Genomic DNA, 14,470 nt, shown 5'->3' with positions numbered 1-14,470 from the left:
TTTGCGGGCACCGCCTGCCGCTTTAGGATAATGGCATGAACGACAGCACCGCCTCCGCCCCCGGTTCCAGCCTGCTGCCCGACGGGATCGCCGCGATCACCAGCATCCATATCGTGCTGATGGCGATCGTCGCGATCGCCGCCATCGCGATCATCGTCGCCGGCGCGCGGCGCAAGCGCCAGCGGGTCGAGGCCAAGCGGGCGGTCGAGGAGCGGGCGGCGGAGGTCGGGCTGACCCCGAGCGTGCCGGAGCCGGGTCCGCTGCGCGAGGAGACGCCGGCGATCGCCGATGCCGCGCCGCCGCCGCCTGCACCGGTGGAAGCGGCGGTGGACGAGCCGATGCCGGTCGATCCCGCGCCGCTCGCCGACGAGCCGATCGCGGCGGCGGCGCCGATGGATGCGAGCCCCGCCAGCGTCGCCGCCGACATACCGGCCGCGACGGAGCCCGGCAGCAGCGCCAGTCCGGCGGATGGGCCGATCACCCAGCTCAAGGGGCTCGGCCCCAAGCTCGCCGATCGGCTTGCCGGGCTCGGCATCACCACGGTCGGCCAGATGGCGGCCCTCACGGACGACGAGGCGGCGGCGCTCGACGCGCAGCTCGGCCCCTTCGCCGGCCGCATGGCGCGCGACCGCTGGATCGAACAATCCCGCTTCCTCGCCGCCGGCGACCGGGCGGGGTTCGAGGCGGTGTTCGGGCGGCTGTGATCCGACCCGCCTGTGGATACGGCCGACCGGACCGACTCCGCGCTTGATCGGCTGAGCCCGCGCGAGCGCGAGGTGCTGACGCTGATCGCCCGGGGCCACGACGCCAAGTCGGCGGCCCAGGCGCTCGGCATCTCCGTCCATACGGTCAACGACCGCTTGCTGGGCGCGCGCCGCAAGCTCGGCGCGACGACCAGCCGGGAGGCGGCCCGGCGACTGGCCGGGGCGGTGCCTCAATTGTTGGGGCCCGAGCCAATGGGGCTCGCTCAGGGCGGGGAGGATCGGCTGGCAGGGCCGCGGCCCGTCTCGCGGGCTGTCACCGCCTGGTGGTGGCCGATCCTGATCGCCGGAGTCTCGCTCATGCTGTTCCTGACCGTCACCGCTGCCGCCTTCTGGCTTTCGCCCGATCGTGCCATCGTGCCGCCCGTCGATGCACCGACCTCACGCCCGCGCGTGATCGCGACCGAACCGCGCGCTGGCGCCTCGATTCCGGCCGGCGAATTCGATCTCGTCGTACGATACGATCGAGCGATGCAGCCGGACAGCTTCTCCTATGTTCAGCGCGTCGCGGGCACATTCCCCGATTGCATCGGCAAGCCTCGCTTGCTGCGCGACGGCCGCACCTTCGTCTATCGCTGCCGCGCGGACGCCGGTCGGCGGTACGAGGTTTGGTTCAACGACGACACGTACAGAAATTTCCGTGGCACGAACGGCGCGGCGGCCGAACCGCATACGCTGACTTTCACGAGCGCGGCGTGGTAAGGCATTTCGCCCCCTCGCCATCCCGGCCTCGCGCGACCTTTGCCCGGGCCGGTTCGGTGCATAGCGTTCCGTCACCCCGGACCTGTTCCGGGGTCCACCGTGCCGCACAAACAATGGCTTGATCGCGTGCGGGGCCGTGGATGCCGGGACGAGCCCGGCATGACGGATGAGGTTTGCCAAGATCCGGCCCGCGCCGGGCCGATGAGGACGGTCGCAAGTGCAAGAATGCGGTCCGACCGGCCGCCACCGGCGAGATTACGCCACGCTGACCAGCAGCTTGTCGATCCGGCGGCCGTCGAGGTCGACGATCTCGAACTTCCAGCCCTGCTCGACGAAGCTCTCGCCCTCGCCCGGCAGGCGGCGGAGGATGGCGAGGGCGAGGCCGGCGACGGTGGCGTAGTCGCGGTCTTCGGGCAGGTCGATGCCCAGCCGCTCGGCGAGCGCGTCCGCGGCCATGGTGCCGGCGACGAGCAGCGATCCGTCGTCGCGGACGACCACGTCGGGCGCCTCGTCGGGATCGGCGTCCGACGCGAAGGCGCCGCCGATCGCCGCGAGCAGGTCGGCGGGCGTCACGATCCCTTCGAAATGCCCGTATTCGTCGTGGATCAGCGCCATCGGCACCTCCGCCCCGCGCAGGGCGAGCAGCGCGTCGGGCGCATCGAGCCGGTCGATCACCACCGGCGCCTTGCGCATCAGCCGCGGCAGGTCGAGCGGCTCGCCGCGCAGCAGCGCCGCGGCGATGTCGCGCGCCTGGACCACGCCGAGCACCGAGTCGATCGATCCGTCGCCGACCGGCAGGCGGGTGTGCTGGCTGACGCTCAGCTTCTCGCGGATCGCGGCGGGATCGGCGCGACAGTCGAGCCAGTCGACCTCGGTGCGCGGCGTCATCACCTCGCGCACCGGCCGGTCGGCGAGGCGGACGACGCCGGAGATGATCGAGCGCTCATGCTCCTCGATCACGCCGGACTTGGACGCCTCTGCGACGATCAGTTGGAGCTCCTCCGCCGTCACCTGCTCGTCGCCGTCGCGGTCGAGCCGCAGGAGCTTGAAGATCAGCGCGCTCGACGAATCGAGCACCCAGACGAGCGGCGCGGTGATCTTCGCGATCCAGCCCATCGGCCGCGCCACGACCGAGGCCACCGCCTCGGGCGAGCGGAGCGCGATCTGCTTGGGCACCAGCTCGCCGACGATCAGCGAGGCGAAGGTGGTGAGGCCGATGACGAGCGCGAAGCCGAGCGACTGCGCCGCCTCCGCCGGAACGCCCGCCGCCTGGAGCCTCGCCGCGGTAGGAGTGCCGAGGCTCGCCCCCGAATAGGCGCCGGCGAGGATGCCGATCAGGGTGATGCCGATCTGCACGGTCGAGAGGAACTTGCCCGGATCCGCGGCGAGCGTCATCGCCGCGCGCGCGCCGCCGCGACCGCTACGCGCCATCGCCTCCAGCCGCGCCTTGCGCGCCGAGACAAGGGCGAGCTCGCTCATCGCGAACACGCCGTTCAGCGCGACCAGCGCCAGGATGATCGCGACATCGATCCAGGGAAAGGGGGGAAGGGGTGCCATCGGCGTGTGCGCACCTGTAATGGCGGCAAAAGCGGCGCGCGACAACCATGCGTGTGCGGGGTGCGTAATTTCGTTGCGGGACCGGCCTCGCCGCGGCGGGGAACTAGGACCGGTGCGGCCGGGTTGATCCGGTCTGACAGCAAAAGGGCAGTGCATGCGTATCCAGCGTCTTCTCCTCGCCGCCGCGGCGGCCTCCACCCTCGCCACGGCGGGCTGCACCACCGACCCGGAGACGGGGCAGCGGCGCATCTCCAAGGCGGCGATCGGCGGGATCGGCGGGGCGCTCGGCGGCTATCTGCTGGGCGACGTGGTCGGCGGGCGGCGCGACCGGACCGAGAAGATCGTCGGCGCCGGGATCGGCGGCCTCGCCGGGGCAGGGATCGGCGCCTATATGGACCGGCAGGAGCGGGCGCTGCGCGAGCGGACCGCGGGCACCGACGTGCAGGTGATCCGTCGCGGCGACGATCTGGTGCTCAACATCCCGTCGGGCATCACCTTCGCCTATGACAGTGCGGACGTGCAGCCGCAGTTCCGCCGGACGCTCGACCAGGTCGCGGACACGCTCGCCGAATACAACCAGACCTATGTCGACGTGTACGGCCACACCGATTCGACGGGCAGCGACGCCTATAACCAGACGCTGTCGGAGCGGCGCGCGACCTCGGTCGCCGACTATCTGGCGAGCCATGGCGTGCAGAGCGCCCGGATCGGCACGCGCGGCTATGGCGAGACGCAGCCGATCGCGTCGAATGATACCGACGAGGGCCGGGCGGCGAATCGCCGGGTCGAGATCAAGATCGTGCCGGTGACGCAGAGCGACGTCGCGCGGTAATGACGTCTCGAAGCTGAGCCAATTGGCCGCACCCGTCGCCCCAGCGCAGGCTGGGGCCTTTTGCGGCTTTTGTCCCGCGCAACAACCGGGAGATCCCAGCCTTCGCTGGGATGACGGACTGGTCTGAATGGATCGCGGCCTACCGCCGCGCGGCGAAGAAGTCCCTGAGCAGCCTGGCGGCCTCTGCCTCACCGATCGCCGGATAGACGTCCGGCCGGTGGTGGCAGGTCGGCTGGGCGAAGAGGCGCGGGCCGTGCTCGACCGCGCCGCCCTTGGGATCGCTGGCGGCGTAGAAGAGGCGGCGGAGCCGTGCATGGGCGATCGCCCCCGCGCACATGGCGCAGGGCTCCAGCGTCACCCACAGGTCGCAGTCCTGCAAACGATCGTCGCCCAGCGCGGCGGCGGCGGCGCGAATCGCCAGCATCTCGGCATGGGCGGTGGGATCGTGGAGCGCGCGCGGGGAATTGGCCGCGACCGCGATCACCGAATCGCCCCGCATCACCACTGCGCCCACCGGCACCTCGCCCGCGCGTGCCGCCTCGGCAGCGGCATCGAGCGCGCGGCGCATCGGCGGGGGCAGCGGGATCATCGCGCCGCCCTGCCGCGCGCGCGACGCGCCTGTCAAAGCCTCAATTGGCGTTGGCGGGACGCTCCACCTCGACCGTGGGAACCGCCACCGTCTTGTTCTCCGTCCCGACCGAGACGCGGGCGACATCCGCCTTGAACGCAGGCGCCTGCACCACCGCGGGGCGGGTCTGGTCGATCGAGATCAGCTGGAAATGCATCGCCACCGCGACCCCGAGGATGACGACAGCCAGGATGACCAACAGCGCGCGCATGGACGTTCCCTCTCCGGTTGTTACGCCAGGATAACGCCGCGCGCGGCGGGCCGTTGCATGGCGTGGATGTTGACGTGCCCGCCAGCCTTCGCTAAGCGCGCGGCCTTTCCGGGCAAACCCCGAAACCAGGATATTCGATCATGTCGCGCATTTGCGAGCTGACCGGCAAGGGCCGGCAGGTGGGGAACAACGTTTCCCACGCCAACAACAAGACCAAGCGCACGTTCCTGCCGAACCTGCAGAACGTCACCCTGCTGTCCGACGCGCTGGAAACCGGCGTGCGCCTGCGCGTCTCGACCCACGGCCTGCGCTCGGTCGAGCACAATGGCGGTCTCGACAACTGGCTGGTGAAGACCAGCGACGACAAACTGTCGCTGCGCTGCCGCCGCCTGAAGCGCGACATCCTCAAGAAGCGCGCCGCCGTCGCGGCCTGATTCGCAGGCGGCCCCCTTCCGGGGCTGCTGCGAATTGCGTGGACATCGCCCCTGCCGGCCTTGCCGGCGGGGGTTTCGTCGTGTCGTTTTGCCGGGCATTCCCGCGTCATCCCGGCTAAGGCGAGACCTTTGCGAGAGCCGCGACGGCAACCCCTCCCAGTCGTCATCCCGGACTGGTTTCGGGATCCACCGTTCCGCGGATACCATAGCATGTGCGCTTGCCGCGCCGTGGATGCCGGAACAGGTCCGGCATGACGAGGTCACTTTCGCAGAGGTCTCGCCTTCGCGGCGATGACGCAAGATTGGCTAGTGCAGAGGTGTCCGGCTGCCGGTGATGGCGCACGGCAGGGACCGCATGAGGCGCCAGCCTGCGCCGGGCGACGGTTCAGAATGGCTGCATGATACTCGAATCCGGAAGGGTGCCCTCGGGACATTTCGAGTCGTCCCGCCTCACCCCACCGGCTGAAAGTTCCGCAGCGGCCCGCCCTGTGACGGATCGGGCGCGAAGGCGCGGAGGAAGCAGCGGGCGACGCGCGTGGCGTTCTCGTCCATCTCCGCCGCGGTCATCGTCCGGTTGTTCCACAAGAGCCGCGTGTGCGGGCCGGCACTCATGTTGCTCAGGACCTCCGCCATATGGGCGGGGCCCGAGTCGCGCAGCCATCCCGCGGCGATATGGTCGGCCAGGAAGGCCGCGAGCCGCGCCCGGGTCGGCTCGACCGCCTGCTGGTAGAAGATCCGGCCGACCTCCGGAAACCGCCCGCTCTCGCCGACGACCAGCCGGTAGGTGGCAATCGAATCGGGATTGTTGAGCTTGCGCATCAGGCTGCGGCAATAGGCGGTCAGCGCGGGTTCCAGCTCGGTCGCGGTCGACAGCGCCTCCGCCATCTCGAGTCGCGACGCCTGGGTCAGGTCGGCGATCACCGCGGCGAACAGCTCTTCCTTCGAGCGGAAATAGCTCCACAGCGTCGCCTTCGACCCGCCCAGCGTCTTGAGCAGTCCGGACATCGACGTCGCCGCATAGCCGTCTTCGAGAAACGAGATCTTCGCCGCATCGACAATGGCCTGGCGGCGGTCCTGTTTGCGCTGCTCGCGTCGGGTGGCGCAGGGGTCAGCAATCTCCGGTGGCATCTGCGTACTATAGGGTACAGTTTCCCATTGACAAGCCGCACCGGCGGGACCACTTGGCGCACCTGTACCCAACAGTACGGCTTTTGCCATGGACCGTCGCTTCTCTCTCCCACGGATCGCCGCACCGGTGGCGCTGCTCGGGCTGGCCCTGGACCTCGGCGCGTGCGCCGCCGTGCCGCATCTCGGCGCCGCGCCGGAGGTGCGCACGCCCGACAGCTTCGCCGCGTCCCGCAGCCTGAGCGCCGACGGCGATGCGCCGGCCGCATGGCCCGTCGCCGACTGGTGGCACAGCTATGGCGATCCGCAGCTCGACGGCCTGATCGCCGAGGGGCTGGCCGGTTCGCCCGACCTTGCCGCCGCACTGGCGCGCGTGCGCCGCGCCGATGCGCTGGCCGAACAGGCCGGCGCGGCGCGGCTGCCGTCGCTCGACGTCGGCGCGACGGTCGGCGCGACCAAGCAGAGCTATAACAACGGCATTCCGGCGGATTTCGTCCCGAAAGGGTGGAACGACACCGGCCGGCTCGAGGCGGATCTCGGCTTCGATCTCGATCTGTGGGGCCGCAACCGCGCCGCGTTCGCGGCCGCGCGCTCGGATGCGGAGGCGGCGCGGCTTGATCGCGAACAGGCCGCGCTGACGCTGACGACCGGGATTGCCGGCGCCTATGCCGATCTCGCCGCGCTCTATGCCGTGCGCGCGATCCAGCAGAATGCGCTGGAGGTGCGGCAGGGCACGCAGAAGCTGACGGCCGATCGCGTCGCCAACGGCCTCGACACCCAGGCCGAGCAGAAGCAGGCGGATGCCGCGGTACCGGCCGGTCGCGCGGCGATCGCCGCCACCGACGAACAGATCGCGCTGACCCGCAACCGGCTGGCGGCGCTGCTCGGCAAGGGACCGGACCGCGGGCTCGACATCGCCGCGCCGGCGCTCCCCGCCTCGGTGCAGGGCGTCCCCGCCGGGCTGACCACGGACCTGATCGGCCGCCGTCCGGACATCGTCGCCGCCCGCGCCCGCGTCGAGGCCGCCGCGAGCCGCATCAAGGTGGCGCGGGCGGACTTTTATCCCGCGATCAACCTGTCGGCGATCGTCGGTCTGCAATCGCTGGGCCTCGGCAATCTGCTGAAGGGCGGATCGACCTTCGGCACCGCGGGGCCGGCGCTCAGCCTGCCGATCTTCCGCGGCGGCGAGCTGCAGGGGCGCTATCGCGGCGCGCGGGCGGATTATGACGAGGCGGTCGCTTCCTACGACCGTACCGTCACCGATGCCTATCGCGCCGTCGCCGACGCGCTCGCCAGCCGCCGCTCGCTCGGCGTGCAGCTCGACGAATCGCGCCGCGCGCTCGCCGATTCCGAAGCCGCCTATCGCGTCGCCCGGCTCCGCTACGAAGGGGGGCTGTCGCGCTTCCTCGACGTGCTCGCCGCGCAGGACCGGGTGCTGGAGGCGCGGCGCAGCGTCGCCGACCTCCAGGCGCGCGGCTTCTCCCTCGATATCGCCCTAGTCCGGGCGCTGGGCGGCGGCTTCACCGCGCCCCAGCTCGCCACCCGGACCAGCAGGAACTGACCGCCGTGACCGACAGCACTTCCGACATCGTTCAGCCGAAGAACGGCAAGCGCCGCAAGGCGCTGACCGGCATTGCCATCGCCGTGCTGGCGATCGGGCTGGTCTATGGCATCTGGTACGCGCTCGCGGGGCGCTTCCATATCGAGACCGACAACGCCTATGTCGGCGCGGATACCGCGCAGATCACGCCGATGGTCGCCGGACAGGCGGTGGCGGTGACGGTGTCGGATACCGACCGCGTCCGGCGCGGCGACGTGCTGGTGCGGCTCGACGACAGCGACGCGCGGATCGCGCTCGCCTCCGCCCAGGCGGACCTTGCCAAGGCGCGGCGGCAATTCGGCCAGACCGCAGCGAGCAGCGACGCGCTCGACGCGCAGGTGGAGGCGCGCGACGCCGACATCGCCGCGGCGCGCGCGACCGTCCAGTCGGCCGAGGCTGCCTTCGCCAAGGCGCGGGTCGATCTCGACCGCCGTACCAGGCTGGCCCCGCAGGGTGCGGTGTCGGGCGACGAGCTGACCAGCGCCACCAACGCCTTCGCCGCCGCGCAGGCCGGGCTGGCGCAGGCGCGCGCGGCCCTGCGCCAGGCGCAGTCGCAGCGCGGCACCGCACGCGGCAACCTGGCCGCCAACGAGGCGCTGATCCGCGGCACCACCGCCGCGACCGCGCCCGACGTGCTGGCGGCGGAGGCGAAAGTGCGGCAGGCGCAGCTCGACCTGCAACGCACCGTGATCCGCGCGCCGGTCGACGGCGTCGTCGCCAGCCGCAGCATCCAGGTCGGCCAGCGCGTCGCCGCCGGCACCACGGTGATGCGGATCGTGCCGATCGACCAGGTCTATGTCGACGCCAACTTCAAGGAAGGCCAGCTGGAGCGGGTGCGTCCCGGCCAGCGCGTCACCCTGACCTCCGACCTCTATGGCGGCGGCGTCGAATATCATGGCCGGGTGGCGGGCTTCGCCGGCGGCACCGGCTCCGCCTTCGCGCTGATCCCGGCGCAGAACGCGACCGGCAACTGGATCAAGGTGGTGCAGCGCCTGCCCGTCCGCATCCGGCTGGACCCGAAGGAGCTGGCCGCGCATCCGCTGCGCGTCGGCCTGTCGATGACCGCCGAGATCGACGTCAAGGCGCAGGACTGAAGGGAGTTCGGGCGATGGCCGGAGCCGACGACTTTCCGCCGATCACCGGCGCCCGGCTGATCGTCGCGGGGCTGGTGCTGGCGCTGACCAACTTCATGGTGGTGCTCGACACGACCATCGCCAACGTCTCGGTGCCGCACATCGCCGGCTCGCTTGGCATCTCGTCGAGCCAGGGGACGTGGATCATCACCTCCTATGCGGTGGCGGAGGCGATCTGCGTGCCGCTGACCGGCTGGCTGGCGGGGCGGTTCGGCGCGGTGCGCACCTTCACCTGGGGCGTGATCGGCTTCGGCGCCTTTTCGATCCTGTGCGGTCTGTCGGTCAGCCTGCCGATGCTGGTCGTGTGCCGGATCGGCCAGGGGCTGTGCGGCGGCCCGCTGATGCCGCTGACCCAGACGCTGCTGCTGCGCATCTTTCCCAAGGAGCAGCATGGGCAGGCGATGGGCCTGTGGGCGATGACCACGGTCGTCGCGCCGATCCTGGGGCCGATCCTGGGCGGGACGATCAGCGACAGCTGGTCGTGGCACTGGATCTTCTTCATCAACATTCCGGTCGCGATCGTCTGCACGATCGGCGCGGGGCGGCTGCTGCGCCAGGTGGAGACGAAGGTGCAGGCGATGGGCATCGACCTGATCGGGCTGATGCTGCTGGTCCTGTGGATCGGCGCGCTCCAGATCATGCTTGATATCGGGCGCGAGCATGACTGGTTCGCCGACGCGACGATCGTCTGGCTGGCGATCGTCGCCGCGATCGGCTGCGCGGTGTTCGTGGCGTGGGAGCTGACCGACCGGCGTCCGGTGGTCGACCTGCGCGTCTTCCGCCATCGCGGCTTCACCGTCGCGGTGCTGGCGCTCGCCTTCACCTATGGCACCTTCTTCGCCTCGGCCGTGCTGATCCCGCAATGGTTGCAGGCGACGATGGGCTATACGGCGACCAATGCCGGCTACGTCACCGCCTTCTCCGGCGTCGGCGCGGTGATCATGGCGCCGGTCGTCGCACGGCTGGTGAACAGGGTCGATCCGCGCGGGCTGGTCTGTTTCGGCATCGCCTGGCTCGGCTTCACCGCGCTGCTGCGCGTCCACTGGACGAGCGGATCGGATTTCTGGACGCTGGCGATCCCGCAGATGCTGCAGGGCATCGGCATGCCCTTCTTCTTCATCCCGGTCACCACCATCGCGCTCGGCGCGGTGGCACCGGGCGAGACGGCGTCGGCGGCGGGCGTGATGAGCTTTCTCAGGACCATGGCGGGCGCGATCGGCACCGCCATCTCGACCACCGACTTCGCCAACCAGACCACCGTCGCCCGGTCGGAAATCGTCGCGCGGATGCATACGGATGCGACCGCGACCGCGTTGCAGAACAACGGCTTCTCGCTCGAGCAGGTGCGGCTGGCGGTGGAGCGGACGGTCAATCAGGAAAGCGCGGCGCTGGCGATCAACCACGTCTTCCTCGTGTCCGCGATCATCTTCGCCCTGTCGGCGATGCTGATCTGGGCGGCCCGCCGCCCGCGCCGGCCGGTGGAGGCCGGCGCGGCGCATTGAGGTGTGGACGGGTGTGGTGACACGATATGTGGCCGAGCCACCCCCCTCCCCTTCAGGGGAGGGCTAGGATAGCGACTTCACCCCGCCACCGCCTCCAGCGTCACGCGAAACGTCGCGCCTTCGGTCGTGTCGACCAGATCGATCGCGCCGCCATGCGCCTGCAAGAGCGAGCGCGCGATCGGCAGGCCGAGGCCGGTCCCGCCCTGCGCCCGGCGGGCGGTGAAGAAGGGTTCGAAGATGCGGCCACGGTCGCCAGTCGGGATGCCCGGCCCGTCGTCGGCGACGGTCAGGACGATCCGTGCGCCCTCGCGCGCGGCGGCGAGCGACACGCTTCCGGCCCCCGCCTGCCGGCTGTTCTCAACCAGCGCGGTCACCACCGCCTCCACCGCCACGGCGGGGATGGCGGCGGGTGGCAGGTTCGGCGCGATCTGCAGCGCGATCGCAAAGCCGGATGCGCGGTGGGCGTCGGCGACCCGCCTCAGCGCGCCGGCCAGATCGGTGGCGGCCCCCGCATCCGCCGCAGCCATGTCCGCGCGCGCCAGATCGAGCAGCCGGCTGGTCAGCTGGTGCAGCCGCACGGCGTCGGCGGCGATGTTGGACAGGAAGCGCGCGCGATCGGCCGCGGCCATGTCGGGATGGTCCTGCAACAGCTCGATTGCACCGCCGATCCCGGCGAGCGGCGTCTTGAACTCGTGGCTGACCGCATGCGCGAAGTCGCGCACATAGCGCGAACGCCGCTCGATCGCCTCTGCCATGGTCGCGAAGTCGCGATAGAGCGCCTGGATCTCGACCGCAGCGGTGGTCGGCGGCGGATCGACCGTGCCGCCCTTGCCAGATGCCACGGCCCGCGTCGCCGCGCCCAGCGCCTCGACCGGGCGGACGATCCCGCGCGACAGCAATCCGCTCAGCGCCACCAGCGTCGCGAAGATCAGGACGATGCCGATCGCGATCTTGCCGCCGTCCGCCATCAGCCCGGTGACGAGCGCGCGCGGGGTGCGCGCCAGGAGGATCACGCCGACCACCTTTCCGCCGACCAGCACCGGCCGGGCATGATGGATGCGCAGGTCTGACGCGCGGCTCAGCCATTCGAGCGGGTAGTGCTGGCGATAGGCATCGTTGCGGCGGAGCACGGTCGCCGGCCGCCCTGCGAGCGCGGCGCGCACTTCCGGCAGCATGGCCCAGCTGCCCGGCGCGGGACCGATCAGGATGCGGCCGCCTCTGTCGAGCAGGGCGATGCTCGCGCGCGTCGTGCGCGCGGTCTGGCGTAGGACGGGGGCGAGCTTCGCGCTCCATCCGGCGTCCTCGCTCCCGGCGGATGGATCGGGCAGCGGGTCGGGGCGCTCGGGCAGGATCGGCGTCAGGCTGAGATCGATCGATCCGAGCTCGGGCGGCGCCCGAACCGGCAGCGCGCCGCCGCCGGGCCACTCGACCGCCGCGATCGCCGCCAGCGCGCTGCCCTGCGCCACCAGCTCCGCCTCGGTCTGGCGGACCAGCGCATTCTCGTACACCCGCAGGAACAGCGCGCCGAAGCCCGGCAGCGCGGCGACGAAGGTGAAGGTGAGGAGCAGGATCGTGCGCAGCCGCAGCCGCGGCCAGTGGCGCCGGACGACGCGCTTGAACGGCTCGATCATCCCGCCCCGCAGCTGCCGAGCCGATAGCCGATGCCGGGCCGCGTCTCGATCACGTCCTCGGCGCCCGCGCGCGCGAACTTGCCGCGCAGGTTGCGGACATGGCTGTCGACCGTGCGGTCGGTGATGGCGAAGCCGGGACCATGCAGCCGGTCGATGATCGCGTCGCGGCTGAACACCTTGGACGGCATCGCGGCGAGCGTGCGCAGGATGCCGAACTCCGTCACGGTCAAGGGCACCTCCCGGCCGTCCCACGCCGCCTGCCAGCCATCGGGATCGAGGGTGAGCCGGCCGTGCCGGAGCGGCGCGGTCGCGCCGGCTGGGGCGGGTGGCCGGGCGGCGGTGCGGCGCAGGATCGCGGTGACGCGGGCCACCACCTCGCGCGGGGAGAAGGGCTTGGTGACGTAGTCGTCCGCGCCGAGCTCGATCCCCAGCACCCGGTCGATCTCGTCGTCGCGGCTCGACAGGAACAGGATCGGCAGCTCGCCCGCGGCGCGCAGGCGGCGGCACACCTCGATCCCGTCGAGCCGCGGCATGTTGATGTCGAGCACCACGAGATCGACGCCCCCCGCCGCCACGGCGGCGAGCGCCGCCTCGCCATCCTCCGCCTCGACCGTGTCGAGCCCCGCCTTGGCGAGCGCGAAGACGAGCAGCTGCCGGATATGCGCATCGTCGTCGGCGATCAGGATGGTGCGCGGCATGGGACAGGGGATCATCGCTCGTCTCCCGCGGGTCAAGACCAGGGCGCGTCGACGATCGCGCCGTTGCAGTCGCGGGTCTTGCCCTTGGGCAGGGACAGGGGCGGCGACGGACGCGGACCGAGCGCCGCCTGCGCCGCCGAGAGCCGCCGCGCGCCGCGCGGGGTCCATTGCCGCCAGTCCGCCTGCCGCGTCGCGAGGCGTTGCAGCATTTCCGCCCGGATATAGGCGATGCCGTCTCGCGTCGCGGGATCGGCGGTGCGCGCCTCCAGCGCGATCAGCGGCAGCAGCGCGCCGTCGCCGACATTGCGCAGATAGCAAAGGTCGACCCGCGCGGGATCGGCGGCGCGCACGTTCCACGCGGCGACGAGCGCGCCGAGATCGAGCATCGCGCAGGCCGCCAACACCAGCGCCGCCGCGCCGGCGTTGAGATTTACCAGCCAGCGCGCGCTGTGACCCTTGGCGATCCGCCAGCCGATCGAGAGCAGCCCGAGGGCGACGAGCGCCATCCAGACCAGCGCCGCGATCCGCCAGGCGGTGAGCATCGAGGCGGCGATATAGTCGAGCGTGCGCAGCGCGCTGGAGGCGACGAGGATCAAATTCTGCCCGACCCAGACCGTCACCAGCAGGCGCGCGCGGCGATCATCGGCGGCGGGGCTGCCGGGGCGCAGCATCGCCAGCGCCATCACGCCGGCGATTAGCGCGGTGACGATCAGCGGATAGGCGCCCTGATGGACATAGCCGGCGCGGCTGGTGCCCGCGGGCAGCGGGGCGCCGCTCCACAGGAACAGGATGTCGAGCAGATTCTGTACCGCGAACAGCGCATTGAACAGCGCCAGCGCGATCAGGACCGAGGGCAGCGAGGTGCCCGGCAGCAACGGCTCGGGTTCCGGCAGCCGGTGCGCGATGCGGATGGCGAGGGGATGCGGGCGCAGGCTCGCCCAGACGAAGAGCAGCGCGAAGCCCCAGAGCAGGATCCGCCACACGGGCGGCAGGCGGAGCGCGGCGAGCAGCTGGCCAATGAGCGGATTGGCGGCGGCGAAGAGCAGGAGGAAGAGCGTCCCGCCGATCGCCGGCAGCGCCAGCGTCGCGGCGACGGCGCGACCGCCGATCCGGATCCGCTTCTGGCTGCGGAGCAGCGCGGCGGCGTCGATGACGGGGCGGAACAGGCCGGTCAGTCCGTGCACGGCGAGGCGTGCGGACCATCGCCACGCATCGTCGAACCGCGTCGTCCGCGGGGCGAGCGTCGCGAAGGAGAGGGCGACCCAGAAGAGCAGCCAGGCGAGCGGACCCGGATCGTCGGCCAGGCTGAGCGCTAACCACGCCGCAGCGGCCAGGCCTGCCCATGCCAGTCGCCGTCGTCGCACATCGGCGCGGGCAGCCACCACCCCGATCAGCCACCCGCCCGCCAGCATGCCGAGGCCGATGCCCTCGACCTCGAAGGCGACGATCCGGTCGAGCAGCCCCACCAGCATCGCGGCGACCGCGACTTTCCACCAGAAACCGAAGCGCATGGAACGAAGCCTCCCTGTGATCGGGGAGGGGGGTAGTGGTCCGATATGGGGATGCTGTGGTGGATGTCGTGCAGAAGCGGTGCAGGAGGTGGCGCGGGTGGGTGGTGAGATTGCAGCCACTACCGGCCCGGCCTGGTTTGATGCG

14 protein-coding genes are annotated in these 14,470 nt (G+C 71.2%); 7 read left to right on the top strand and 7 right to left on the bottom strand.

Annotated elements, in window-relative coordinates:
* Positions 1–35: 35 nt before the first annotated feature.
* A complete protein-coding gene (locus tag IEX18_RS09310; RefSeq protein WP_188658467.1) occupies positions 36–704 on the top strand; it encodes a helix-hairpin-helix domain-containing protein in 669 nt (222 codons plus the stop codon).
* Between the two features lie 12 nt (positions 705–716).
* Positions 717–1,463 (top strand): helix-turn-helix domain-containing protein, encoded by a 747-nt coding sequence (locus tag IEX18_RS09305; protein WP_188658466.1) that lies wholly within the window; start codon positions 717–719, stop codon positions 1,461–1,463.
* 255 nt (positions 1,464–1,718) lie between these two features.
* Here the strand turns inward: IEX18_RS09305 and IEX18_RS09300 are convergent, their stop codons facing one another.
* Complete coding sequence (locus IEX18_RS09300; protein ID WP_188658465.1) at positions 1,719–3,020, bottom strand: hemolysin family protein; 1,302 nt, start codon at positions 3,018–3,020, stop codon at positions 1,719–1,721.
* Between the two features lie 154 nt (positions 3,021–3,174).
* Between IEX18_RS09300 and IEX18_RS09295 the strand changes: the two genes are divergently transcribed.
* The gene (locus IEX18_RS09295; RefSeq protein ID WP_188658464.1) at positions 3,175–3,852 is read left to right on the top strand and encodes a YiaD family glycine zipper/OmpA-like lipoprotein; all 678 of its coding nucleotides are present in this window, start codon (positions 3,175–3,177) and stop codon (positions 3,850–3,852) included.
* A 139-nt stretch (positions 3,853–3,991) separates the two neighbouring features.
* On the opposite strand, the gene IEX18_RS09290 is transcribed toward IEX18_RS09295, so the two are convergent.
* Both IEX18_RS09290 and IEX18_RS09285 read right to left on the bottom strand, forming a co-directional pair.
* Entirely contained in the window at positions 3,992–4,441 is a 450-nt protein-coding gene (locus tag IEX18_RS09290; protein ID WP_229664473.1) for a nucleoside deaminase, read from the bottom strand.
* Between the two features lie 40 nt (positions 4,442–4,481).
* The gene (locus IEX18_RS09285) at positions 4,482–4,691 is read right to left on the bottom strand and encodes a hypothetical protein (RefSeq protein WP_188658463.1); all 210 of its coding nucleotides are present in this window, start codon (positions 4,689–4,691) and stop codon (positions 4,482–4,484) included.
* Positions 4,692–4,831: 140 nt separating this feature from the next.
* Here IEX18_RS09285 and rpmB point away from each other — a divergent pair, with 140 nt between their 5' ends.
* A complete protein-coding gene (rpmB, locus tag IEX18_RS09280; protein WP_188658462.1) occupies positions 4,832–5,125 on the top strand; it encodes a 50S ribosomal protein L28 in 294 nt (97 codons plus the stop codon).
* Between the two features lie 450 nt (positions 5,126–5,575).
* Here the strand turns inward: rpmB and IEX18_RS09275 are convergent, their stop codons facing one another.
* Entirely contained in the window at positions 5,576–6,253 is a 678-nt protein-coding gene (locus tag IEX18_RS09275) for a TetR/AcrR family transcriptional regulator (RefSeq protein WP_188658461.1), read from the bottom strand.
* Positions 6,254–6,341: 88 nt separating this feature from the next.
* On the opposite strand from IEX18_RS09275, the gene IEX18_RS09270 reads away from it, so the two are divergent.
* The 3 genes from IEX18_RS09270 to IEX18_RS09260 are packed head-to-tail and all read left to right on the top strand — an operon-like array spanning position 6,342 to position 10,485.
* Entirely contained in the window at positions 6,342–7,811 is a 1,470-nt protein-coding gene (locus IEX18_RS09270; RefSeq protein WP_188658459.1) for an efflux transporter outer membrane subunit, read from the top strand.
* A gap of 5 nt (positions 7,812–7,816) precedes the next feature.
* Positions 7,817–8,944, top strand: coding sequence for an HlyD family secretion protein (locus IEX18_RS09265; RefSeq protein WP_229664472.1), 1,128 nt, complete (start codon positions 7,817–7,819; stop codon positions 8,942–8,944).
* A gap of 14 nt (positions 8,945–8,958) precedes the next feature.
* The gene (locus IEX18_RS09260; RefSeq protein WP_188658458.1) at positions 8,959–10,485 is read left to right on the top strand and encodes a DHA2 family efflux MFS transporter permease subunit; all 1,527 of its coding nucleotides are present in this window, start codon (positions 8,959–8,961) and stop codon (positions 10,483–10,485) included.
* A gap of 77 nt (positions 10,486–10,562) precedes the next feature.
* Here IEX18_RS09260 and IEX18_RS09255 read toward each other — a convergent pair whose 3' ends face one another.
* From IEX18_RS09255 to IEX18_RS09245, 3 genes are read right to left on the bottom strand one after another with little or no spacing between them, the layout of a single operon-like run.
* A complete protein-coding gene (locus IEX18_RS09255; RefSeq protein WP_188658456.1) occupies positions 10,563–12,116 on the bottom strand; it encodes a sensor histidine kinase in 1,554 nt (517 codons plus the stop codon).
* Positions 12,113–12,829 carry a response regulator transcription factor gene (locus IEX18_RS09250; protein WP_229664471.1) on the bottom strand — a complete coding sequence of 239 codons (717 nt, stop codon included), beginning with the start codon at positions 12,827–12,829 and terminating at the stop codon, positions 12,113–12,115. The genes IEX18_RS09255 and IEX18_RS09250 overlap by 4 nt, the downstream gene beginning before the upstream one ends.
* A gap of 17 nt (positions 12,830–12,846) precedes the next feature.
* On the bottom strand, positions 12,847–14,325 hold the full coding sequence (locus tag IEX18_RS09245; RefSeq protein WP_188658455.1) for a DUF4153 domain-containing protein: 1,479 nt from the start codon (positions 14,323–14,325) through the stop codon (positions 12,847–12,849).
* Positions 14,326–14,470: the final 145 nt, after the last annotated feature.

Origin of the sequence: Sphingomonas metalli (assembly GCF_014641735.1) — a bacterium.
Lineage (GTDB): Bacteria > Pseudomonadota > Alphaproteobacteria > Sphingomonadales > Sphingomonadaceae > Sphingomonas > Sphingomonas metalli.
This window is presented reverse-complemented; position numbering and strand designations above follow the sequence as displayed.

Bases quoted from the DNA above. Each gene is read 5' to 3' on its own strand.
- IEX18_RS09270 (WP_188658459.1), top strand. From the start codon at position 6,342: ATGGACCGTCGCTTCTCTCTCCCACGGATCGCCGCACCGGTGGCGCTG.
- IEX18_RS09250 (WP_229664471.1), bottom strand. From the start codon at position 12,829: ATGATCCCCTGTCCCATGCCGCGCACCATCCTGATCGCCGACGACGAT.
- IEX18_RS09300 (WP_188658465.1), bottom strand. From the start codon at position 3,020: ATGGCACCCCTTCCCCCCTTTCCCTGGATCGATGTCGCGATCATCCTG.
- IEX18_RS09275 (WP_188658461.1), bottom strand. From the start codon at position 6,253: ATGCCACCGGAGATTGCTGACCCCTGCGCCACCCGACGCGAGCAGCGC.
- IEX18_RS09290 (WP_229664473.1), bottom strand. From the start codon at position 4,441: ATGATCCCGCTGCCCCCGCCGATGCGCCGCGCGCTCGATGCCGCTGCC.
- rpmB (WP_188658462.1), top strand. From the start codon at position 4,832: ATGTCGCGCATTTGCGAGCTGACCGGCAAGGGCCGGCAGGTGGGGAAC.
- IEX18_RS09285 (WP_188658463.1), bottom strand. From the start codon at position 4,691: ATGCGCGCGCTGTTGGTCATCCTGGCTGTCGTCATCCTCGGGGTCGCG.
- IEX18_RS09295 (WP_188658464.1), top strand. From the start codon at position 3,175: ATGCGTATCCAGCGTCTTCTCCTCGCCGCCGCGGCGGCCTCCACCCTC.
- IEX18_RS09310 (WP_188658467.1), top strand. From the start codon at position 36: ATGAACGACAGCACCGCCTCCGCCCCCGGTTCCAGCCTGCTGCCCGAC.
- IEX18_RS09245 (WP_188658455.1), bottom strand. From the start codon at position 14,325: ATGCGCTTCGGTTTCTGGTGGAAAGTCGCGGTCGCCGCGATGCTGGTG.
- IEX18_RS09255 (WP_188658456.1), bottom strand. From the start codon at position 12,116: ATGATCGAGCCGTTCAAGCGCGTCGTCCGGCGCCACTGGCCGCGGCTG.
- IEX18_RS09260 (WP_188658458.1), top strand. From the start codon at position 8,959: ATGGCCGGAGCCGACGACTTTCCGCCGATCACCGGCGCCCGGCTGATC.